The organism is Streptomyces sp. NPDC021212, assembly GCF_044332925.1.
Classification (GTDB): Bacteria; Actinomycetota; Actinomycetes; order Streptomycetales; family Streptomycetaceae; genus Streptomyces.
On sequence record NZ_JBIRPZ010000005.1, the window covers coordinates 386,526 to 408,008 of the forward strand.

The window sequence follows — 21,483 nt, forward strand, 5'->3', positions numbered from 1 at the left end:
GGGCGTCGTGATGCATTCGATGTCCAGGACACGGTGGATCAGGACGCGAATCTCATGCTCACTCCCGACCGCCTGTCGCGGCCGCCACCAAACCGGCGTCGCTGCGCCGTCGGCAGGTGGAGACTGCCGGACCGGAGGTGCGGGTGCTTGGGTCGGTGACACGAGGCGGTCTCCAAAGGTGGCGGCGTAGTGGTAGCGGCGTGGCCCGGACGCTCCGGAACCGAGTGCCACGGACACTCCGTGGGGGGAGGAACTCGACGCTCTTCTCCTGCGGTTGGGGAGCGGAGGAATATCGTCTTGACCAGCGAACCGTGAATCGCGGCGTGGGGGCATCCTGTAGCGGGCGTGGATGCCGTCAAAGCCGTCAAAGATCATTTCGGGATTGGGGGGGCGCATCATGGCGCGCACACGCAACACCGCGCTCGCGGCCGTCATCAAGGAAACGGGCTGGCCGCAGACCCAGGTGGCCGCCCACTTCGTCCGGGTGGCCGCCGAGCACGGCGCGGACGAACTGTTGTCGGTGACGCGCTCGCATATCGCGATGTGGATCAGCGGGACACGCCCCGAGGGCTGGGCAACCCATATCTTGTGCGAGACGCTCTCGCGCCGCCTTGGGCGCGTCGTCACGCCGACGCAGATCGGGCTTGCACCGGTTGAGGCGGCGGTGGCCGCTCGCGGTTGGGACGTCGGCATGGACACAGTGGCCGCGCTGGTGGATCTCGGGGACGCATACATGGACATGAACCGCCGACAGGCGCTGAAGACCTCTGCCTACTCGCTCGCGGGAGCCGCACTTCCGCCGGATCGCTGGTGGGGCGAGTCCCTCGACAGGGCGCGGGCACGCAAAGCTGTCTCCCGGCTCACCGTCACCGACGCCCACGTTGAAGGCGTCCGCGCGGCAATGCGGTTCTACAGCCGCCAGGACCAGCGGCTGGGAGGCCGGGCGGGCCGCGACGCGCTCATCGCATACATACGCTCCGACGTCGCGTCCTACATGGGCGCGCGCTTCCCGAACGATCAGCTTCGCCAGGACTTCGTGGCCGCTGCCGCCGAGCTGGTGTACTTGGCGGCGTGGATGGCCTTCGACTCCTCCGAGCACGCCATCGCCCAGCGCACCTTCGCCCTCGCCCTGCGGCTGGCCGCCGAGGCAGGCGACGCCCCTCTGGCCGGGCACATACTGCGTGCCGCCGCCCACCAGGCCGTCGACCTCGGGCACCCGGCACGGGCGATGGAGCTGGCCGACGGCTCGATGGACAGCCAGCGGTACTCGCTGGCCAGCCCACGGGAGAAGGCATTGCTGGGCGTGGTTCACGCCCGGGCCCTGGCCGCCGACCGGCAGAAGACCGCAGCGCTGGCCGCGCTCCGGCGCGCCGAGGACGACCTCAGCCACGCTGACGGCACGGAGGAACCAGCCCGCGTCTTCTTCTTCGGCGAAGCCTCGCTCGCCCACGAGACGGCCTGCACCCTCCGAGACCTGGGCGACTTGAAGGGCGCCGAGGCCGAGTTCAAGCGCAGCGTGCGCACCCGGGCCCTGCCCATCGCGGCACGGACCCACGCGGTCACCCTGGGCTACCTGGGCGATGTACAAGTGCGGCAGGGGCACCTCGACCTCGCCTGCGCCACCTGGTCCACGGCCCTGGACACCATGACCGGCATCCAGTCCGGCCGCGCGCGCGACACCGTCGTCCGGATGCGCCGAGCGCTCTCTCCCGTACGCCTTCGGGGAGGCAGCACCGCGGCTGTGCTGGACGAGCGAGCACGGGAAATACTCCGCGGCATAGGCTGACGCGACCAGGATGACGGGGCGGCGCGCACAAGACCGTGCCGCGCTCCACCTGCAACAGGAGATGAGGGACAGCTTGTGAGCGAGCAGGTCATCACGGTGCCCGTGATCGGTACGGTCGTCGGCGGTCACACGGGTCGCCTGGACGACTACAAGGGCGGCGTGGAGTCGATCATCCGGCTCGCTCCCGAGTACCCGCTGGAGACGCTCCAGGGCATCGAAGCATTCAGCCACCTCCAGGTGACCTGGTTCTTCAGCGCGGGCTCGCCCGACGATGTAGCCCTGCACGCCCGGTCCCCCCGAGACAATCCCAACTGGCCTGCCACGGGGACCTTCGTCCACCACAACCATCGTCGGCCGGCCCGAATCGCCACCTCGTTCCCGAGGCTGCTCGGCGTGGACGGACGCGACCTGCGCGTCACCGATCTCGACGCCGACGTCGGCACCCCGGTCATCGACCTCGTGGCCGCCTTCCGGGAGATGCTTCCGCGCGGCCCCGTGACCCAGCCATCTTGGCCGACAGAGATGCTCGCGCACTACTGGGCCGACGCCAGCGAGCGCCCCCACGAGGGGTAACCGCAGACCGGGGCTAGCAGCAGCACTGCGTTGGGGCCGGGCGTTCAGCGACAGCCGACCGGCCTTCTCGCCACGGCGGACGATGAAGCATCCTGCGGTGTTCATCGCGCCTCTCCTGCGGGGACGGCGATGGTTGCCCAGGTCGTCCTCCCATCGCGGCTGACCCCCCAGCCCTCGGAGATCATGGCAACGAGCCTCAGCCCGCGGCCGTGCTCGTCGGTCTCGTCCGCCTTCCGCATCAGGGCCGGAGCCGAGTTGTCGTCGGTGACCTCGATGCGTAGTGCGTGAACCTCATAGATCACCTTCAGCGCCACCGACCCGCGGCCATGCTGAATGGCGTTGGTGACCAGCTCGGAGACGATGAGTGTGGCGCTGTCGACGAGCATCGCCAGACCCCAGTGCCGAAGCCGAGCTGTGGTGATCCGCCGCATCTGCGGAACGCGACGAACCTCCGGGGGGAAGTCCTCCTCGAAACAGCGCGGCACAGCCTGGTGTGCAGCTGAGGGCACGGCTGGTGTGGCGGTCATCGGTAGCCTCCCATGCGGTTCGCGAAGGCCGCGGAGGCACCCCGGGGGTGCTGCGGCTCCTGCTCTTCGACAGCACGTGGATGCATACGTACGCGCGGCACCCGGCACCCGGGGCGTAACTCCGCGTCGAATGCGCACCCTTGGTCCGTCCAGGTAGTCGATGTCCTGCGGGCGGTGCTCTCGCGCATTCTGGCCTCAGCTTCGTCAGAAGGGTGCCTACCCCGCCGTCCGTGACCGGGGCCCGGACGGGAGTCGCGGCCGAGTGGGGGCTCGACCGCACAGCCGACGGACACCAAGCGGGTGGTGAGCCCGGTCACAACCCGTCGGACCCTCAGCTTGCTCCTTTTGGCGGTTGTCGCGCAACCATGAGGGTGAGATTCACAAAAAGAGGAACAGGAGTGCGCATCGCGAACAGAGTCGACGACGTGCAAAACTGCGTCCATGACGCAGAAGCGCGCGACCTCGACTATCTGGAGGCGCAGAGTTGGCGCTCAGCTCCGTCGCTGGCGCGGCCCGGTGATGAAGTCGGGCGACGCAGCGACGGCAATGGGCTGGGACAAGACCCACCTCAGCCGGGTGGAGACGGGTCAGTACCGAATCTCCGCGGACGATGTCCAAACGCTCTGCGCCCACCTCGGAGTTGACGACCAAGCCGCAGTGGATGAAGTGGCACGCGTGGCCGAGAAGCCTCTCGGGGGAGGTTGGTGGGCGCCGTACGCGGGACGGATCAGCGACGAGTACCTCGACTTCATCGAGCTAGAGGCCGAGGCAAGCTCAATTCGCATCCACCATCCCGTCGTCATCCCCGCACCACTGCAATCAGCAGGCTACGTTCGAGAGATTCTGACCCGTGCGGGGACCAACCTGACCCTGGACCGGGCCGAGATGCTGGTATCCATTCGTATGGCACGCCAGGAAATCCTCACACGTGTCGAGAGGCCGGCGGAGCTGCACGTCTTGGTTCCGGAGCCCGCTCTCCACGCGACGTTCGACAGCGGCCGGACGGTCATGCGGGATCAGATCCGCAAGCTCATCGACGCCACTGAGATGCCAAACGTGAAGCTGCAGCTCGTGCCGCTCACAGCGCACCCGGCGTTCGTAACCAAGGGCCCGCTCACCCTGCTGTCGTTCCGCCATCCATGGGTGCCGGTCGGAAGCGTCGACAACCCCATGGGCGGCACCCATACCGAGGAACCGGAGAAGGTCTCCTGGATGGAGGAGGAGTTCGACCTCATCTCCTCCATCGCCCTCCCCGTGGACGAGTCACGGGGACGCCTCAACGAGTACCTGGAAGGACTATACGCGTGACCACACCCACTCATTTGATGGCACGTCAGCTCAAAGGCGCTGTCTGGCGGAAGTCGAGCTACAGCGGAAGTAGTGAGGGACAGTGTGTCGAGTGCGCCGACGTCAGTAGCACGCACTCCGGCATCGCCGTTCGTGACTCGAAGGCCCCTGAAGGGCCCGCTCTACTGTTCGCTCCCGAGGGGTTCAATGAGTTCATCACGGCTGTGAAGAGGAGCGAATTCACCCGTCGCTGACCTGGAGTTCATACGACGAGCGGCCCGTCTCTCCCCGCCCGTAACAGGGGGAGACGGGCCACTCGCAATGCAGTACCCAAGGGTTGGGGGATCGTACCCCGTCGACGTCCGCAGCTTCGCTGGGTAGCTATGGCAAGTCGCGTAGGAGGTCCCGAGCGTGCCCCTTGAGGGGTTCGGCGAGCTGTGGGTGGTCGCCGAGACTGATGCGGTGCAGGAGGCGAGCGGTGACGTAGAGCTGGGCGCGGTGTCCATCCGCGGTGTCGAGGACGGGGAAGCGCGCGCGGACCTTCTGCCCGAGGTCGGGGGCGGTGAGGCCGTAGCAGTAGAGGGTGGCCGCGTCGGTTCCGGCGGGGCCTCGGCCCCAGAGTTCCCAGTCGAGGATGGCTAGGGGATTCAGCAGGTTCGCCCAGTGGAGGTCACCGTGAACCGTTTCCCAACGCTGGATACGGCAGTCGACGTGCGCTCCGAAAGCAGCGTGGACGCGGTGGTCGACCTTGGCCTGGTCGGTGCTGACGCGTTCGGTGGGGACGCTCGCTAGGTGCTGGAGGCCCTGTTGGAGGTCCTGCCACCAACGGTCGGGCAGGTTGAGCTCGGGCTGGGCGGTGTCGGTGGGCGAGCAGCGCACACCCGGCACGTGGGTCATGACCTCGGCGCGTTGCCGACGCCAGTCGCCCTCTTGCCATTCGTGGACTCCGAGTACGTGGGGTTTGGGCAGGCCGCTCAGCGTGTTGGCGTCGGCGTTGCCTGTCCATCCTCGCCCGTGCGCCCACTGGGGCTGCTCGGAGACTACCCGGAGCCAGCGCGGTCCTTCCGGGCTGTTCGCCGGGGCGCTGATCGAGCGGTATCGCCAGCCGAAGACTGGCTCGCCGGTGATGCGGAGGTGGAAGTGGTCGGCCGCGTACTCCAGGTTCTGGTGCATCCAAAGGCGGAAGCGGCGATCGGCTTCGGCGACCTCGTCGGAGCCGGGGGCGTCGGTCACTGGACGATGTGGCGCAGGTAAGCGGTTGGGTTGCTCATGTAGCGGCGCCAATGGTCGACCAGCTCCAGGTCCTCCCATTTCACCCGGTGGAAGCCGTCGTCGCCGATCTCGATGATGTCCGCGCCGGGGGTGCTGGCGAGAATGGGGGAGTGGGTGGCACAGATGACCTGGGCTCCGCTCTCCCCAAGCTGGTGCATGGCCCCGACGAGCTGGAGACAGGAGGTGAAGGACAAGGCGGCCTCTGGCTCGTCCATGACGTAGAAACCCGGCGCGGCGAACATGGCGCGGAACATGGCGAGGAAGCCCTCGCCGTGACTCATGCGGCTGGTGTCCTCCTCCCAGTACCCCGGTACGCCGCCGAGGTTCTCGGTCATGTCGAACGCGGTCTCGGCTCGGAGGAAGAAGCCCTTCTTGTTCTTGCGGGGCCCGGCGAGCATCCGTGCCCCGGCCCGGGTGGTGTCCGCCCGCAGGACCTCGCCCAGCGGAGTCTTCGTCGGATCGGGCCGACCGTGGGCCCGGGCCAGGCGACCACCGTAGGCGTCCAGCTTGAAACTCTCCGCGATCGCCTCGACCAGGGTCGACTTGCCTGAACCGTTGTCCCCTACCAGAAAGGTCACCGGCCGGGTGAAAGCCAGGTCCTCTTCGAGGAGCTGGGCTACCGCTGGCACGGTGAACGGCCACCGCTCGCGTTCGCCGCGCCCGGGCATCAGACCCTCCGGCACGTACACCCGGTCGACGAACACGCTGCTCCTAGTCGTAGTTCGGCTGGCAGCCCCCGTTTGGCGTACAAGGGCCCGCTCCTGTTGGCCAGCAGGACGGCGAGCATGCCGGTCCGCACGACGGCCCACACGCGGGATCGCACGGCTTGGGCGGTTTTGGCCTTCCCGCCATGCTCACCTCACGTGCAGTGAAGTCCGCCGCCAGTTCTTCAAGCACCTGGTGGGCTTCAGGGCTGCCCAGGATATCGGCCAGAGCTGCCTCCAGCACGTTCCCCACTGGCAGCCACCGGGAGAAGACGCACGGCCACACCGATCCATCGGGTGACACCGCGATCACTCCGGAGGTGCAGCGACCGCACAGCTGGGACGTGTCTGGACGCTCGTCCCGCACGCCCCGGCCGACCTGCCGCAGCCGGTCCGTGCCAATCTGCCGGACCCCGAGCGTCTCCAGCTCCCGCTGGCCGGCAAGCACCCGCTGGCCCTCCTGCACATTGATGACCCCCGCCCGCAAGGGGATGTCCCGCCGGACGACCTCGGCGATGTTCGCCCTGGTGCGCGCGTGGCTCGGCCGACCGGTGACGGCGGCGTGCTCCGCGGGGTCGTCCGAGTAGTAGCTCGTCGCCAAGGACACGCCGTCCCGCTCCAGCACGGTCCACAGGTCCGGGGGCACATGGACGAGGTTGGAAAACACCTCCACCCGCAGACTCCGGTCGAGCGCAAACCTGATCAGGTCAGCCAGATCGGGGTGGAGCATCGGCTCGCCGCCGATGAACTGAACCATCGCGACGCCCTGCTCGGCAAGCTGCTCGATCACCCGCCGCCAGTCATCTGCCCGCATGGCTCCGTGTGTGCCCTGCGGGCCGGAATCCGCGTAGCAGTGGGCACAGAGCAACTGGCACTTTCCGGTGATCTCCAGCCAGGCGAAGCCGATTTCACGCACAGCGGTACCCCCAAGAGCCGACTGAACACGTCACATGAGGCGCTACCCAGAGCCCGCGTGCGTCACTCTCGGTACCGGACCGAAACAGGAGCAGTTCAAGAGCGCACCTGCCCTGGTCCTCAAGCCCACCTTCGGCAACGAGTGGTGCAGTGACGTATTGCCGGCATCGCGGTCGCCCAGTCCCTTCACTCGGATGAACTTCACCTGGACCACATCGCTTCCGCCGCCATCCCGAGCTATCGACTCGCCAGAATGCTCATTCGGTCTCCCAGTCCTGGCCGTCGAAGTACGCAGCCCCGCCGGTGCGCCGGGCCTCCATCACCAGGCACAGACGCGCGAAATCACGGGACGGCATCAGTGCCTCCCATTCGGCTAGGGGCAGGACGCGGGCCTCGTTGTGTTCGTCTGGGTCCAGCGTGATGCTGTGGATCTGTGCAGCAGTGAGTCGGCCGCCGTCGAAGATCGATCCCATCGTGCTGTAGGGCCATTCGGCGCCGGGCGGGCCGAACACCGTTGCCAGGAGGCGCGGTGGTCCGGTCGGCGTGATGCCGGTCTCCTCCTGGCATTCGCGGACAGCCGTTTGCCACGGGCGCTCGCCGGGCTCCATCGTTCCGCCGACCAGTTGCCAGGGATGGGCAGAGGAGTAGACGGAGTGCAGCTGGAGGGGATGGCCTTCCTCGTTGGTAAAAGAGATGCACGCGAAGCCGGTCATTTTCATCACAGTCTCGGCGTACTGCTCGGGTGGCGCCCAGGAAGGGCCGCCCGCTCGCTCACTCCGCGTGTCCCGGTTTTCGAGGCGTGTCATCCGCATCAGCGCTGGACTTCCCGCGAATCCGAGCTCTTGGTATAGCGGCGCTGCTTCCACGCTGGCATGGAGCTCGAACAGTGTGACGTGCTCGGCGTGGAGGTGGTCGAGTAGCGCGGTCACTGTCGCCCTGGCGTGGCCGCGGCGCCGGAGGTCGGGATGTGTGACCACGGCGTGCACGCGGGCCGCCAGGCCCTTGGGGTAGGCAGGTGCTGGCAGTACGGGGTGGATCAGGCCGAGGGCGCAGGAGGCGAGCGAGCCGTCCGGGGCGTCGATGACGAAGGCCCGCGCGTCCCCTGCCGGGGTCAGCCGCGGCGCCAGCTCGCCGGTGCACCGTTTGATCCACTCCTCGCTCAAGGGCTCAGGCAGGATGTACGCGGAACGCAGTCGGACGATGCCCTCGGCGTCGGCGGGTGTGGCCAGGCGAACCTCCGGTCGCCCGGTCGATACTGGCGTGCCGATCTCGGCGGCGGGCGAGAGGTCACGGTTCACATTGCTTCTCCTCGCGTTGAGCGGTGCGGAGGGGCGGCCGCTCTGCCGGTGACCAGAGGCCGGACGGGAGCGCACCGAGGTCCCAGCGCAGCCGTGGGCTCCGCTATGCGAAGGCCAGCTGGCGGAAGCCGTTGCGGATGTCGGTGAGCGGCTGCCGGTCGCGGGTGTAGTAGAGCTTGTTGGTCAGTAGAACTGCCCACCGGTTCTGGGAGGGGGAGATCCACATGCCGGTGCCGGTGAACCCGTAGTGGACCCATACGTCGGCATCGTGGTGAGTCAGAGGGGCCGGGTGCCAGAACAGGCCGCGCTCGGGCTGGAGGCCGCCGGTGTGGATGGCCAACGAGTGGTCGGTCCACTTCGTGCCGAATCCGGCCCCGGCGGGGGCAGTTGAGGTATCGAGCATGTAGCGCAGGAAGGCCGCGAGGTCGGTGACGTTGGTGAAGGCGCCGGCGATGCCGCACACTCCGCCCAGTAGACGGGCGGAGAAGTCGTGGGCTGTGCCTTTGAGATGAACGTTGGTGTCCTGGTCGAGTTCGGTCGGAGCACACGTGTCGGCGATCGCGGGCGGCAGGGGGCCAAAGCGGGTGGCGTCCATGCCCAGCGGCTGCCAGGTCCGTTCCGCGGCGACCTGGTCCAGGCTCTTTCCACAGAGGTGTTCGGCGAGGTAGCCGAGGATGAGGGCGGCCCGGTCGGTGTACTCGACGGCTTCGCCGGGCTGCCGGTGAAGGGCCTCGTGCAGCACTCCGGCCCGGATGGCGTTCGGGTCGGTGCCGTAGAGGTGTTTCAGCTGGGACCGCAGCGGCACACCGGCGGTGTGGGTCAGCAGCTGCCGGGCAGTCACCGCGCCGAGCGGGTGGTCGGCGACTTCGTCCCAGAAGGTGCCGAGCGGGGTGTCGAGGTCGAGGACACCGTCCTCCCACAGGGCGCCGATGCATGACCACACGGCGAGGATCTTGGTGAGGCTGGCGGCGTCGAAGGTGGTGTCGAGCTGCATCGTCACCTCCGGCTCGTCGGGATCCAAGACGCCTGTCGCTCCGGAGGCGTGAATGTGGGCGGCGTCGCCGACGGCCCATACGGCGCCGGGGTAGACCTTCTCCCGGACACCCTCGTCCAGCAGAGCTTCGATGCGGTCGGTGCGGTACGTCATGGTCTCGTCCTGTTCGCCGTCGGTGTCCCGTTGGGCAGCCTAATGATGCTGACGAGTCCTCACACGCAGTGGCGCGGGGGGGGCCCCCCCCCCCGGGGGGGGGGGGGGGGCCCGCCGCCGGAGGGGTGTTGGAGCCAGCTCTCCGTGGCCATCCACTCCCCTATGACCAGGCCCGCAGCGGCCAGGAGCCGTCAGGGCTGAACGAGAAGGGCTTCGCTCAGGTCAGCTGGCGGCCGAGGTCGGCCAGGGACTGGGCAGTCGCTGAGAGGGCGTAGCGGGCGGCGTTCGCCTGTCCGGCCTGTCGCAGGGCGAGTAGCAGTCCGGGGTCGGATCGCAGCCGCTCGATGTCGCAGGCGAGCGCGGCTGTGTGGGTGAAGTCGGTCGCCATTGCGGAGACGGCCAGGGCCTCGCTGAGACCTGGAACCGGCTGGTAGAGCACAGGCAGACCGCAGGCTTGGGCTTCGAGTGCCACCAGGCCCATGGCCTCCAGCGTGGTCGACGGCATCACCAGCACGTCGTGCTCGGTGAATGCCCGCCACAGCTGCGGGCGGCGCAGCCAGCCGAGGTAGCGGACCTGCACCCCAGCTCGTTGTAGCAGCGGAGCGAACACTTCGAACTGGGCCCTGGGGGCGGCGATGCTCAGTTCGACGCTCGGGTTCGCGGCCATGGTCTCGATCAGACGTTCGGCACCTTTCTCGGCTGTCAGCCGTCCCGCATACAGCAGCCGCAGGTGGCTCATCGCCATGCGGGGCGGCCGGGGCGGTGGGGCGGCCAGCAGATGGTCCGGGATGCCCCACGGGATGTGAGCGATCTTGCGGCGGTCGATGTGCGGGGAGAGCTTGAGCAGCCGGTCGGCCATGGCGTGCGTGGGCACCACGATGGCGTCGGCCGCGCGGGTGCTGTCGTGCAGGATCTGCAACTGGTCGGGGTGGGCCTCGGCGAAGAGCAGGTCCGTGCCGTGGACCAGGGCGATCCGCGGGTGGTCAGGCAGGGCCCTCATCAGGGCCGGGGTGGCGCCGAAGGCGAGATGCTGCAGATGCAGGACACCGATGCGGGCCGGGTCGAGTACTGCGGTGAGGGCCTCGCGGAGGTCGGCGACGTACCGGCCGAAGGCGGGTCCTTCCAGGCACTTGCCCGCGACGGACAGCACCTCCAGTCCGGCCGGAAGGCGGGGGCGGGTACCGGTGGGGGCGAGCATGAACGCGCGGGCAGGGATAAGCGGGCGGTCGCCGGTGTAGAGGTCGAGGAAGAGCTCGACGCTGCCGCCGGGACTGCCGGCAGGAAGATCCAGGAAGGTCGCGGTCAGCGGCCCGGACGGCGGAGTGGCAAGGGGGCTCATCGGGGGCCTCGTGCGATTTCCTCATACAGGCGGGAGATGTCGATGCCGTCCGTGGCCGCGTACTTCGCGGCCTGCTGCTGGTAGCTTTTGGCGGCGCCGAAGGCGGTGAGGAAGACCAGTTTGCCGAACGTCATGCCCGGATAGATCCGCACCGGCTTGGCTGCGCGGATCTCCAGCGTCCAGCGGATCGCGTGCCCCTGATGGCCCAGCGGTGCGGAGACGTGCACCCAGATCCCCAGGCAGCCGGTGGTGCGGTCGCCGTTGAGCAGCTGCGCGTACCGCTCCGACCCGGTCTTCTCCATGGTGACGCCGAGGTAGAGCAGGCCGGGCATGAGATTCAGGCCGTTGTCGGGAATCGTCTGTTCGGTGAACACGGTGGGGGCGGCGGCGTCCAGGCTGCCGTCACAGATGCGGATCGTGTCGCCCAGCCGCCAGTCGTAGGCATTCGGCGAGAGGCGGGCCGGGTCGTACGGGTCGATGGTGATCTCGCCTGCGGCGACGGCCGCGGCGATCGCGGGACCAGTGAGGATCACAAGGCCACCGCTGCCTCGACCCGGGCGGCGTCACGCCAGTAGCGGGAGGGCTGTGGGCCCTGGGCGGCCTGGTACTTGCCGCGGTAGAGATCGATGCCGCCGCAGGCGAGGAAGAACATGATCTGTCCGATCTTCATCCCTGCGTACACCCGCAGCGGACGGATCGGGGAGAGCATGAGCGTCCACTGGCCCAGGAAGCCGATGTCGCCGATCGGGGCCGTGATCTCGACGAACAGGCCGAGCCGGCCGACCGAGGACCGGCCGAACAGCAGCGGCACGAAGGTGTCGGAGCCGACCGCTTCGATGGTGTGGCCGAGGTAGAGCTCCCCGGGCTGCAGCACATACCCGTCCTCGCCAATGTCCACCGTGCGGGTGGGGTTGGGCTGATGGGCGTCGATGACACCGTCGGTGTAAGTCAGCAGGGTCGGTCCGAGCCGGACGTTGTAGCTGTTGGGATTGGCCTGGTCGGGCTCGAACGGGCTGATGGTTAATCGGCCGTCGCGAACGGCGGTGGTGATCTCGGGGCCGGTGAGAATCATCGGCTTTCCCTTTCAGGCTCTGCGGCGGTGAGGGCGCGGCGGACGCATCCGCCGAGCGTGAGTCCCGTCTGGCGGGTGCGTCCGCCGAGGTAGGTGTCGGCGAGGTAGTCGGTGGTCAGCACGCTGACCAAAGGTGCGGGCAGCGGGCTGGGGGCGGAGGTCACCGGGCCGGTCTGCTCGGTCAGGTCGGCGATCAGGCGAGCCGGATCCTGGTCGTACGGTGCGGGGAGGAAAGCGTGGACGAGCCGGTTGTCGAACGGCTCGATGGCCAGCAGGTCGGCCAAGGTGAGCACGTCACCGACGACGGTGGTGCGCAGTGACGTTTCGTTCAGGACGACGCCGGCCCCGAGCCTGGTGTGGAGCCGGCCGGCGAGATCTGTCAGCAGACGGCGCCGGTCCAGCTCGCCGTTGCGGTAGGGCTCCTTGACAGCGCCGAGCGGGTCGGCGAGCCGTCGGCCCAGAGTCGAGATTTGCTCGACCACGCCGACGAGGGGGCCCGGCACGGGGCCGGTAACGGGGAAGGCGTCGGTGTGGGCGGTCCAGCCGGAGTCGGCTGGTTCGGCGACGGCGTATCCGGCGCCGAGCTCGCCGCCCTTGACCACGAGCGTGTCACCGACGGCGACGGGACCGTAGGTGTCACTGTGGCAGTGCCCGGCGAAGACGACGTCGAGGAACGGACAGGCCCTGGCGAGGCCCAGATCCTCGGCGAAACCGGAGTGGGATAGCACCATCCAGGAATCCACGTGATGATGATGTTCCAGCATCAGCTCGCGCAGGGCGGCGGCCGGGTCGATGACGCGGTGTCCGGCTCGCTGGTGGGCGGGGATGCTGTGGAACGCCTGCGGTCCCATGACTGCGGTGACGGCGACGCGGCGGTCCTGTACGTCGACGATGCGCAGACGGTCGAACAGCGGCGTGCCGCTGTCGGCGTCTACGGTGTTCGCGCACACCGTCATCTTGTGCAGGCCGGACTTGAAGTAGTGCGGCCAGCCGTGGTTGCCCGGGGCGAGGATGTCGTAGAGCGTGGTGAGGATCTCCCGCTCGACGTGGCCGCCGCCGAGCCGGTAGTAACCCGTGCCCTCGAAGAAGTCCCCGCAGTCGGCCATCAAACATGTGTCCCGCAGCCGATGCAGGTGGGGCAGCAGACCATCGGCGCGGTCCAGCGCGGAGTGCACATCGGTGGTGGCCACGACCCGGTGGAAGGTCCGTGTGCTCATCGCGTTCCCTCGGCGATGTCGGCGCCGAGCGCGCGGAGCTTGGCAGGCAGGTCGGCGTGTCCGCGGCGCAACTGGTCCAGGCCGGTCACGGTGGTGCTGCCGCGGGCGTTCAGGGCGGCGATCAGCAGAGCAGAGCCGGTGCGGATGTCGGTCGCCCGCACCGTGCCGCCGGTCAGCTGCTGCGGCCCCGTAAGGCGGCACTGAGTGGGGGTGATCTCCTCGACGCGAGTGCCGAGCGCGGCGAGTTGGGGCAGAAGGTTGCCGTGACGGCCGGGGTTGATGGCGTCGGCGAAGTGGTGGGCGCCGGGCAGCGTCAGCGCCAGCGCCATCAGGGGCGGTTCGAAGTCGGCGTCCAGACCGCCGGGGTCCAGAGAGGCCAGGGCTCGAAGCGGCCGCCCAGTGGGCTGGACGGCGCCGTGCACGATGAGGGCATCGGGAGTGAGGGTGACAGGGACGCCGATCCTGGCCAGCACCTCGGTCAGCGCTTCGACGTCCGGGCCGTGGATGCCTTCGATCCGGCCCTCACCACCGCTGGCCGCGATCGCGCAGGCCAGAGTGCCGGCCTCGATCTTGTCGCCTGAAACGGCAAGCGACAGGGGCACCGCGCCATCCGGGAGGTGGGACGGTGGTGCCAGGGTGATCTTCTCCTCGCTCACGTGGGTCTGCCAGCCCGCCGTACGCAAGGCGGCCAGCACCCCGATGGTCTCCGGGGACAGGTTCGGGTTGCCCAGCTCCAGACGGCTGCCCGCGGCAATGGCCCGGAGAATCGCGGCGATGCTCGCGCCACGCGAGCGAAACGGCAGGGTCAGAGCGACAGTGTCGCGGCGGGACCCGGACCGGACACGGTAGCCACCCTCGGTGAGGGTGACGATGTCACCGAACAGCCGGTACACGTTGAAGTGCAGGTCCATCCCGCGCTGGCCGATCCGGCAGCCGCCCGGCCAAGGGAGATCAGCCTGCCCATACACGGCCAGCAGCGGTGTCACCAGGTAGTAGGAGGCCCGGATACGGGCGGCATCCTCCAGATCGCCCGCCGCGGCGCTGCCGTCCTGCGGATGGATGATCACGGCCCGTGGTTCGGTGACCGGATGGGCGACACGGTAGCCGCTGCGCTGCAACAGGCCGAGCATGAGCTGGACGTCCGCGCTGCCGGGGACGTTGGACAGGTGCACGCTGCGGCGCAGCGAAGCGGCGGCAGCCAGCAACGGCAGGGCCGCGTTCTTCGAGCCGTCCACTCGCACCGTGCCGGCCAGCGGGCGGCACGGTCGGACAATGACGGCATCGGTGTCCGACACGTTGAGGGGGGCGAGCGTCATCAACAACCTCCAAGGACGTGCGCAACGAAGCAGTGGCGTGGTCTCGACAGGGCGGGCACCCCAGGGCAACCACCAGGGCACTCCGCGCTGCTGGTCATGCCGGCGCCCCCGGGGCACCGGACCCGCAGAGTCGGTACAAGACATCGGCGTACGCCACGAAACCCAGGCTCAGCGGCTGCGGGTGCTGTCCTTCGTGGGAACGGCAATGTCAGTCAGGAGGTGCAGAAGAAGCAGGTGGATCCTGGTCCCAGGCGGCAGCCCACGCGCCGTAGGCGTGTCAGGACTCTCAACGGGAGCGCTCGGCGACCGGTAGCGCGGCTGACGGACACCAGGAAAGCGGGGTGTCCGCAGAAGAGGGAGGCTCACAAGGGGGGCTGAAAACTCACAAGAGGGCCGACAGGCCCGCCGCTTGTTCTACGCTCGGTGAGGACACGGTGACACCCCATCAGGACGTGAGGATGCTGTGACCCGATCACCCAACACCTCACTGGCCAGCCTCATCACCGCATCCGGTGCCAGCCGCAAGGCCATAGCGCACCGCGTCAACCAGCTGGCCGCTGCAGCTGGCCGACCGACCTCCTACACACACACCAGCGTGGTGAACTGGATCGACGGCATGATCCCGAGACATCCCGTTCCCGCTCTGCTGGCACAGACGTTGGGGGAGCGGCTGGGCCGCGCGGTGGACATCACCGAGATCGGCATGGCCGCCCCCAGCCGAGACGACGCCGGCGGGCTGGAGCTTCCACGTGACCCTGCCGACGCCGCACAGCGGGCGGCCGACTTCTGGAGAGACATGCACCGCCGCTCTTTCATCGGACGGGCGTTCGCCGTCAGCGCCTTCACCGTCCCCGTCACCCGCTGGCTGATCCAGCCGGCCGTCGCCGCCCCCGCCCGCGGGGGCGGCCGACGCGTCGGACAACAGGAGCTCACCGAGCTGTGGGAGCAGGCAGAGCAGGCCCGCCAGTGGGACGCTCGCTACGGCGGAGGGAACTGGCGCACCGGCCAGGTCGTGGACTGTCTCACCACCCGTGCCGCCCCTCTGCTCTCCGGGAGGGCCTCAAAACAGCGGATCGCCGACGGCCTGTATTCGGCCGCCGCCGAACTGTCGCGACTTGCGGGCTGGACGGCGTTCGACGCAGGTGAACACGCCATTGCCCAGGAGCATTTCGTCCAAGCCCTGAGCTTGGCGCGGGCCGGCGGCAACGCCGAGCTGGGCGCCTACGTCTTGGCCACCATGGCGCTCCAGACCATGCGTCGCGGCTACCCGAACGAGGCAATCGACATGGCCCAAGGCGCCTACGAACGGGCCCGTGACGCCGCGCACCCGCGGGTGCTGGCCTTCGCCCGGCTCATCGAGGCCCGAGCTCATGCCCAGGTCGGCGACGAGCGGGCGGCGGCTCGGGCGCTGTCCGGCTGCGAGCGACTGCTGGATGCCGCATGCGAGGTGGAGCCCCCCACCTACATCGCCTACTTCGGCCCCGCCCGCATGGCCAGCGACGCGGTTGAAATCTACCGCGACCTGAGAAAACCGCATGTCGCCGCCGGATGGGACGCCCAATGCACCATGCCCGCCGGACACACCCGGGCCGTCGGGCTGCGGCTGTCCGTCACCGCAACCGCGCACCTCCAGGCCCGAGACCTCGAACAGGGCCTGGCCGTGGGCCGCCGCGCGGTGGACATCCTCGCCGGCGTCGCCTCCGCCCGAGCCCGCGAATACGTCGAGGACATCCACACCGCCCTCGCCCCCTGGGCGCGAGAGCCCCAAGTGCAGGCATGGCAGAGCCGCGCCCGCCGCCAGCTGAACGGTGACATGGGAAGCTGAAACGCCAGGCTGAGGTCGTGCTGCTGGCTACCACCAGATGTCCCACGTTTCAAGGGGCGCAGGTGGAGGAGCCCGCTGCAGGGGTCTTCTTCCCTTCCGTTGGCGAGGAGGAACCCCTGCTTGGTTCATGGTGTCGGCCGACCGGACGGAGGCGCCGAATGCCATGAGTAGCGGCTGGCCCATTTCCATCGCCAGCCGGTCAAGTGCTCTGTCCGCCCGTCAATGCTGCGCCTTCTCGAAAGGGCGAGGTCGCGTTGCGGCTGACGACCATCCGCAAGTGATACTCCTGCCGCTCTCGACTGTCCCTTTTGCTGGGGCCGATACGACTGTGCAACCCCTACATGAGGAGCAGCATGGGAACCCTGAAGATCTTGGCGACTGGAGTGGCGGCAGCGGCGGTTATGGCCGGTACAGTGCCATCCGCGGCAGCGGACCCCGGCCAGACGGTGACAACGACGCTGAGGCAGGCGATCAACGACCTGCCGATCATGGACGAGGATCGAACGGGTTACACCCGCGACAAGTTCCGGCACTGGGTGGATGCGGACCGGGACGGCTGTAATACCCGCGCGAAGGTACTGATCACGGAGGCGATCGTGCCGCCGACAGTAGGCCCTGGGTGCGCGATCAGCGGCGGGCTCTGGCACAGCTATTACGACGACATGCAGCAGACGGTGGCCCGCTCTTTGGACATCGACCATATGGTCCCGTTAGCAGAGGCGTGGGATAGCGGGGCCTCGACATGGACCGCGACGCAACGGCAGGACTACGCCAATGATCTGGGCGACGAGAGGATGCTGGCGGCGGTGACGGCGCGCGAGAACCGGAGCAAGGCGGATCAGGATCCAGCGCAGTGGCTGCCCTCGGACGCCGGGGCGCGCTGTCAGTATGTGGGGGAGTGGGCCGCGGTAAAGACCCGCTGGAAGCTCACGGCGGACTCGAGGGAGGCGAACGCCTTGGCGCAACTCGCGGCCGGGTGCCCGGACGAGCAGATCACCGTCGAACTGGCCCACTGACCCCCGAAGGCAGAAGCCCCTGCCAGTTTCTACGGAGGCCGTAAACCGGGAGCATCGTGGCCGCCGGGCGGCGGCCTTCAATGAGCCTGCAAAGCTCCCAACGGACCGACGACACCATGTGCCGTAATCCCGTGCAACCGGGGCGGCACGAAGCGCGCAGCCGGGGACGCGTCGCTGGAAGAAATAATGTGTCAAGCACCAAGTCAATCAAGGGCAACAGCGTTCCATCAACCCTCGCCAACCAGGACAAGGGGGCGGGTACTTAAGGCGTGACCGCTACACTTCAACCCCCACGCTTAGGGCTTGCCGGGAATCAACACGTTGGTTTGATCATGGTCTTGTCCGGGTCGAGGAATCCGGCGATGTCGGCTGGAGTGCGGAAACGGGCCGTTGAGGCGGGGATGTAGGGGCCGTGGGCTTCCAGGAGGGGGCGGACATCACTGCACGGCTGATGGTCATGGCGGTGGTGTTGAAAAGCTGGCCGAGAAGCTCCTGAAGAGCGTGTTTCCGCAGGTAGAGGATGGTGGCCAGGATCTGGTCGTCGGGAGTGAGGGTAGGTTTGCGGCCCGTGCCGCGGGCGACGCGGCGTGGTCCGCCGCGGGCGGCGTGGCGGACCTGCTCGCAGTGCTCTTCCAGCGCGGGGATCAGGGTGTGGGCCAGGTCCCTGAGTTACTTGCGGGACATACCGGTCAGCTCTGGGTGCTGCAGGTTGTGGAGCGTGAGGGGGGCGAGAGCCGTCGGCTGACCGCCCGCGTTGTCGGGGAAGGTCTGGGCGCGGTTGGTGATCTGCGGGGTGAAAGGTGTAGTTCCAGTCTCCGTGGAAGCGGTGGCGTGTGATCGGCAAGGCGGCGATGGCGTCGTCGCTGATGCGGATGCCGGTGGGGTACTCACCGCTGTCGAGTTCGGAGTGCCCTGTCAGGCCGGTGCGGCTGGTCGTCGTGGAGATGGCCCGAAGCATGACTTCATGGCTGGTCAGGGGCCTGCCGCGCAAGTTCATGGTGATGTGGGAGAAGAGCCTGTGTTCGATCTTGTTCCACTTCGATGTGCCGGGCGGCAGATGGCACACGGTGATCTCCAGGCCGGTCTCGCCGGCGAGGTCGGCCAGGTGGGTCTTCCAGCCGCGGGTGCGGTAGCCGTTAGAGCCTCTGCCATCGGCGGTGATCAGCAGCTGGCGGGCGCGGGGATAGTCGTGCCGGCCGCGGGCCTGCCACCAGCGGCGGATCGAGGCGACGGCGAACGCCGCGGTGCCGTGATCGGTGCCGATGGTGATCCAGCCGGTGTTCGCGGCTATGTCGTAGATCCCGTACGGAATCGCCTTCTCGGCCTGGCCGGGGAAGTCGTGCGTGTTGGCCTCCACGGGCTGCTTGGAGGGCCGCCACTCTCGGGTCGTGGTCCGGCTCCGGATGCGCCGGTACTTCTGCGACCGCAGGCATGCTCCCGCAGGACGTTCGTGGAGTAGCCTGGCGGGCTGACCGAGCGGCACCGCCGCTCCAGTGTCGGGTTGACCGGCTGGCTGCGGTCGATCGCAGTAGAGCTGGGTGGCCGTCCGGCCGTGGGCTGTGCAGCGGCTGCGGCTGGCCGCAGGCCGGACCCGCCTTCTGCGACCGCTGAAGGGGCCAACGGTACCGGATCGAGCCCGGCGGGTACTGGGAGTGGACGACTTCGCCTTCCGCAAGGGCTGCACCTATGGAACCGTGCTGGTCGACGTCGAAGCCGGCCAGGCCGTGGACGTGCTGCCCGACCGCATCTCGGAGACGTAGCGGCCTCGCCGAAGTCGCTGGGGTCAACGCCCGCTTCTATCCTGGGGGTGGAGGAGGAATTGGTTCGTCGTTGATTTTCGTCCAGTGCTGTCCGCTGAACCCGCCGGTCTGGGCAGTGCGCGTCAGTTCGGTGGAGGAGGCGCTGGACGGCGCGTTGAGGGTCAGGGTGCCCTCATTGCGGATGTCTCCCAAGGGCACGTCCGCCCAGCTTCCGGTGAGCTGGTTGCCGTCAAGTACTCCATGGAAGATGTTGCTGAAGGCATGGCCTCGGTCCCGGCTCATGCCGAGCCACCACACTGTTGAGCCCATCTGGCGTACGTAGTAGGTGCCGACATCGGAGCAGGCCCATACCCCTGTCAGGTCAAATGGCGTGCTGTGGGGATCGCGCACGACGTCGATGTTGTAGACCGGGTGCAGTTCTACGTTGTTCTTATTGGCGTTGTTCTCCTCGCAGTCACCGCCATGACAGTCGATGGCCAGGAAACCGGTGATGCGTACGCGGGTGCCGGGAGGCAGGCCCTGGTTGAACACGCGGACTGGGATTGGGCCTGAAGGATAGACGTCGACGTTGCCGTCGATCGGGTGACCGTTCCACAGAACGCTGTTGCCGTCCATCTCCATCCAGCCCGGCAGCAGCGGCGGGACGGCGCCGGGGCAGTTGAGCTTGCCGGCCGGGCGCCCGTACATGATGACCTCGGGGTGGACGAGGTTGCGTTCCCGCGGGGCGGGTTCGTCTTCGTCCTGGTCGCTGTTGTCGTGGTCAAGTTTGGCTCGGATTTGCGCCGGGTCGTTGAGCCACTCGTTCGTCCAGAAGTCGGGTTGCGCGTCCAGGTCAGCGCGGTCGATCACGATGTGGAAGACCAGGTCACCATCGTATTCGTCCTCGTCGAAATTCCCGTCCTCGTTGCACATGAAGTTGGCGTACCGTCGGCTGACGTTGTTGGGCGGGCAGCTGGAGCCGAGTCCGTCGATGACGGTGCCGAACATGACCACGTTGTCCTTGTACATCTTCAGGTGGTCGTGCATGCTGTCCCCGTCGTTGCGCTTCACCCGGCCAAACCTTTCGCCGATGCTGGGTTGAGCAGGCAACGTCGTCCGGCGCCATTCGGTGGTGCCGAAGCCTCCGCTCTGAGCGCGGAGCTTGAGCAGGTCGGGACTGATGATGTCCACATCGACGGTGCCGGAGTTTCGGAACCGTCCGCGTGGGACATCGGCCCAATCGCCTCGCGCAGTACTGTCCTCGAACTGGCCAGCGAATACGTTCGCCCACCTCAAGCCCAACTGGAAGTCATGGCTGCCGCGTGGCGAGGCTGTGCTCACACCGGTCCACCACAGGTGGTTCCCGAGCTGGCGCAGGAAGTACAGACCGTCTTCGCCGGCTGCCCATGTGCCCGTCAGATCCATCTTGCCTCCGTATTCCGCGTTACTCGATGCCCGTTGTTGCGCCGGGGATGGAGGACGACCCGGCGCACCGGGTGGTCCGCCGCCGTCGTACGGTCGGCGACCCGGCCGGTACCGCATGAGCTTGGGAAATAGGGTTCCTGGCCAGCCCGGCTGGAGGTGACCTCGTTATTGGTTGTGCTGGCCCCCGTCATCAGCTTCGTCCCGCCAGACGAGCCATGCAAATCGGGAGGCCGTGTCCAGCGAGCAACGCCCAGGAAACGACGTTTTTCTCATGCCGAACCATGCTGCCCGCGACTCCCGGATCATCAAGAAGTCGCGCTTTGGGCAGGGAAGCAGAGTCGGGGAACGGTGACGGGCCGCCTACCCGTCCCTCGTACGAAAGTCGCTGCAATGCAGCCTTGTTGGCTGGATACCTGCACCCGGCGATGAAGGCCCTTTACCTTCCCCGGGAACGTCGCTGCCTCCGTTGGCCGATGAGGGCGCGCGCGGGGCAGTGAGCGGGGCGAGGAAAGTCAGCGGACGACCCGCGCCGTCTCGAAAGCACTGAAGTCAGCGCGGCGTTCGTCGCTGCCGCCGGAGAGGCCGAAGCAGTTGGTGGCGCGGCACCGGCTCAGAATTCCCTGGGTTCGTCGCTGTCGGAGCGTACTGACGCCCGCCGCCGACATTGACCTGCTGGCGCTGTGTGACTGGCGTCAGGATCCGGAGACCGGCGTGAGGCGGTCGGCGAATCAGTTGGCGGCCAGCGCGTCGCGCTCGGCGGCGTGGTTGTAGAGCGTGTGCTCGCCGTCGGGCCAGGTCCGCAGCACCCTTCGAGTACCGGCTGGCTCGGCGAAGTGGGCCAGGGCCGCGGGGGCGGGGGCGAAGGGAGTGGGGCTCGAATACTCATCGCTGCGCTTCAGGCGGCATACGGGTACTCGTCGGATGGTGTCTGACTTCCGGCTCGGTGAAGCAGACGTTTCTGGGCATTCCCCTGTACTGGCGTCTCTCTGGTGGGTTCTTGTCGGATGTCGCCAAGAGATGCATGA

General features: G+C 68.0%; 18 protein-coding genes and 1 pseudogene. 6 read left to right on the plus strand and 13 right to left on the minus strand.

From position 1 onward, the window contains the following. The first annotated feature begins 397 nt into the window (after positions 1 to 397). A complete protein-coding gene (locus ACH4SI_RS16490; protein ID WP_398296408.1) occupies positions 398 to 1,786 on the plus strand; it encodes a Tat pathway signal protein in 1,389 nt (462 codons plus the stop codon). Between the two features lie 75 nt (positions 1,787 to 1,861). Continuing rightward, on the plus strand, positions 1,862 to 2,359 hold the full coding sequence (locus ACH4SI_RS16495; protein WP_398296409.1) for a TrmO family methyltransferase: 498 nt from the start codon (positions 1,862 to 1,864) through the stop codon (positions 2,357 to 2,359). Positions 2,360 to 2,460: 101 nt separating this feature from the next. Here the strand turns inward: ACH4SI_RS16495 and ACH4SI_RS16500 are convergent, their stop codons facing one another. Further along, the gene (locus ACH4SI_RS16500) at positions 2,461 to 2,886 is read right to left on the minus strand and encodes an ATP-binding protein (RefSeq protein WP_398296410.1); all 426 of its coding nucleotides are present in this window, start codon (positions 2,884 to 2,886) and stop codon (positions 2,461 to 2,463) included. A 441-nt stretch (positions 2,887 to 3,327) separates the two neighbouring features. Between ACH4SI_RS16500 and ACH4SI_RS16505 the strand changes: the two genes are divergently transcribed. Both ACH4SI_RS16505 and ACH4SI_RS16510 read left to right on the plus strand, forming a co-directional pair. Beyond that, complete coding sequence (locus ACH4SI_RS16505; protein ID WP_398296411.1) at positions 3,328 to 4,194, plus strand: helix-turn-helix domain-containing protein; 867 nt, start codon at positions 3,328 to 3,330, stop codon at positions 4,192 to 4,194. A gap of 17 nt (positions 4,195 to 4,211) precedes the next feature. Continuing rightward, entirely contained in the window at positions 4,212 to 4,427 is a 216-nt protein-coding gene (locus ACH4SI_RS16510; protein ID WP_398296567.1) for a DUF397 domain-containing protein, read from the plus strand. 127 nt (positions 4,428 to 4,554) lie between these two features. On the opposite strand, the gene ACH4SI_RS16515 is transcribed toward ACH4SI_RS16510, so the two are convergent. The 10 genes from ACH4SI_RS16515 to ACH4SI_RS16560 all read right to left on the minus strand — a co-directional run bounded on the left by ACH4SI_RS16515 (position 4,555) and on the right by ACH4SI_RS16560 (position 14,453). Beyond that, positions 4,555 to 5,406 (minus strand): aminoglycoside phosphotransferase, encoded by an 852-nt coding sequence (locus ACH4SI_RS16515; protein ID WP_398296412.1) that lies wholly within the window; start codon positions 5,404 to 5,406, stop codon positions 4,555 to 4,557. Further along, positions 5,403 to 6,149 carry an AAA family ATPase gene (locus ACH4SI_RS16520; protein WP_398296413.1) on the minus strand — a complete coding sequence of 249 codons (747 nt, stop codon included), beginning with the start codon at positions 6,147 to 6,149 and terminating at the stop codon, positions 5,403 to 5,405. Before ACH4SI_RS16520 ends, ACH4SI_RS16515 begins: the two co-directional genes overlap by 4 nt. Before the next feature lie 7 nt (positions 6,150 to 6,156). Next, positions 6,157 to 7,065, minus strand: a complete 909-nt coding sequence (locus tag ACH4SI_RS16525; RefSeq protein WP_398296415.1) for a radical SAM protein — start codon at positions 7,063 to 7,065, stop codon at positions 6,157 to 6,159. Between the two features lie 256 nt (positions 7,066 to 7,321). Continuing rightward, positions 7,322 to 8,362, minus strand: a complete 1,041-nt coding sequence (locus ACH4SI_RS16530; protein ID WP_398296416.1) for a GNAT family N-acetyltransferase — start codon at positions 8,360 to 8,362, stop codon at positions 7,322 to 7,324. A gap of 103 nt (positions 8,363 to 8,465) precedes the next feature. Further along, positions 8,466 to 9,509, minus strand: coding sequence for a serine hydrolase domain-containing protein (locus ACH4SI_RS16535; protein WP_398296417.1), 1,044 nt, complete (start codon positions 9,507 to 9,509; stop codon positions 8,466 to 8,468). Positions 9,510 to 9,726: 217 nt separating this feature from the next. Then, positions 9,727 to 10,848: a glycosyltransferase family 4 protein gene (locus ACH4SI_RS16540; RefSeq protein WP_398296418.1), complete on the minus strand. Its 1,122-nt coding sequence runs from the start codon at positions 10,846 to 10,848 to the stop codon at positions 9,727 to 9,729. After that, positions 10,845 to 11,381, minus strand: coding sequence for a dCTP deaminase domain-containing protein (locus tag ACH4SI_RS16545; protein ID WP_398296419.1), 537 nt, complete (start codon positions 11,379 to 11,381; stop codon positions 10,845 to 10,847). Before ACH4SI_RS16545 ends, ACH4SI_RS16540 begins: the two co-directional genes overlap by 4 nt. Further along, entirely contained in the window at positions 11,378 to 11,920 is a 543-nt protein-coding gene (gene dcd / locus ACH4SI_RS16550) for a dCTP deaminase (RefSeq protein WP_398296420.1), read from the minus strand. The genes ACH4SI_RS16545 and dcd overlap by 4 nt, the downstream gene beginning before the upstream one ends. After that, positions 11,917 to 13,137 carry a bifunctional metallophosphatase/5'-nucleotidase gene (locus ACH4SI_RS16555; protein ID WP_398296421.1) on the minus strand — a complete coding sequence of 407 codons (1,221 nt, stop codon included), beginning with the start codon at positions 13,135 to 13,137 and terminating at the stop codon, positions 11,917 to 11,919. Before ACH4SI_RS16555 ends, dcd begins: the two co-directional genes overlap by 4 nt. Beyond that, positions 13,134 to 14,453, minus strand: coding sequence for a UDP-N-acetylglucosamine 1-carboxyvinyltransferase (locus ACH4SI_RS16560; RefSeq protein ID WP_398296422.1), 1,320 nt, complete (start codon positions 14,451 to 14,453; stop codon positions 13,134 to 13,136). The genes ACH4SI_RS16555 and ACH4SI_RS16560 overlap by 4 nt, the downstream gene beginning before the upstream one ends. 463 nt (positions 14,454 to 14,916) lie before the next feature. Here ACH4SI_RS16560 and ACH4SI_RS16565 point away from each other — a divergent pair, with 463 nt between their 5' ends. Together ACH4SI_RS16565 and ACH4SI_RS16570 are read left to right on the plus strand one after the other, a co-directional pair. After that, a complete protein-coding gene (locus tag ACH4SI_RS16565) occupies positions 14,917 to 16,278 on the plus strand; it encodes a sporulation protein (protein WP_398296423.1) in 1,362 nt (453 codons plus the stop codon). Between the two features lie 353 nt (positions 16,279 to 16,631). Continuing rightward, positions 16,632 to 17,294, plus strand: a complete 663-nt coding sequence (locus tag ACH4SI_RS16570; protein ID WP_398296424.1) for an HNH endonuclease family protein — start codon at positions 16,632 to 16,634, stop codon at positions 17,292 to 17,294. Positions 17,295 to 17,607: 313 nt separating this feature from the next. Here ACH4SI_RS16570 and ACH4SI_RS16575 read toward each other — a convergent pair. Together ACH4SI_RS16575 and ACH4SI_RS16580 are read right to left on the minus strand one after the other, a co-directional pair. Beyond that, a pseudogene (locus ACH4SI_RS16575) lies at positions 17,608 to 18,678 on the minus strand (ISAzo13 family transposase); the annotation flags it as partial. Between the two features lie 412 nt (positions 18,679 to 19,090). After that, positions 19,091 to 20,458 carry a hypothetical protein gene (locus ACH4SI_RS16580; protein ID WP_398296425.1) on the minus strand — a complete coding sequence of 456 codons (1,368 nt, stop codon included), beginning with the start codon at positions 20,456 to 20,458 and terminating at the stop codon, positions 19,091 to 19,093. Positions 20,459 to 21,483: the final 1,025 nt, after the last annotated feature.

Coding starts and splice junctions, on each gene's coding strand:
- ACH4SI_RS16505 (WP_398296411.1), top strand. CDS start 3,328: ATGACGCAGAAGCGCGCGACCTCGACTATCTGGAGGCGCAGAGTTGGC.
- ACH4SI_RS16510 (WP_398296567.1), top strand. CDS start 4,212: ATGGCACGTCAGCTCAAAGGCGCTGTCTGGCGGAAGTCGAGCTACAGC.
- dcd (WP_398296420.1), bottom strand. CDS start 11,920: ATGATTCTCACCGGCCCCGAGATCACCACCGCCGTTCGCGACGGCCGA.
- ACH4SI_RS16570 (WP_398296424.1), top strand. CDS start 16,632: ATGGGAACCCTGAAGATCTTGGCGACTGGAGTGGCGGCAGCGGCGGTT.
- ACH4SI_RS16500 (WP_398296410.1), bottom strand. CDS start 2,886: ATGACCGCCACACCAGCCGTGCCCTCAGCTGCACACCAGGCTGTGCCG.
- ACH4SI_RS16540 (WP_398296418.1), bottom strand. CDS start 10,848: ATGAGCCCCCTTGCCACTCCGCCGTCCGGGCCGCTGACCGCGACCTTC.
- ACH4SI_RS16555 (WP_398296421.1), bottom strand. CDS start 13,137: ATGAGCACACGGACCTTCCACCGGGTCGTGGCCACCACCGATGTGCAC.
- ACH4SI_RS16580 (WP_398296425.1), bottom strand. CDS start 20,458: ATGGATCTGACGGGCACATGGGCAGCCGGCGAAGACGGTCTGTACTTC.
- ACH4SI_RS16535 (WP_398296417.1), bottom strand. CDS start 9,509: ATGACGTACCGCACCGACCGCATCGAAGCTCTGCTGGACGAGGGTGTC.
- ACH4SI_RS16560 (WP_398296422.1), bottom strand. CDS start 14,453: ATGACGCTCGCCCCCCTCAACGTGTCGGACACCGATGCCGTCATTGTC.
- ACH4SI_RS16490 (WP_398296408.1), top strand. CDS start 398: ATGGCGCGCACACGCAACACCGCGCTCGCGGCCGTCATCAAGGAAACG.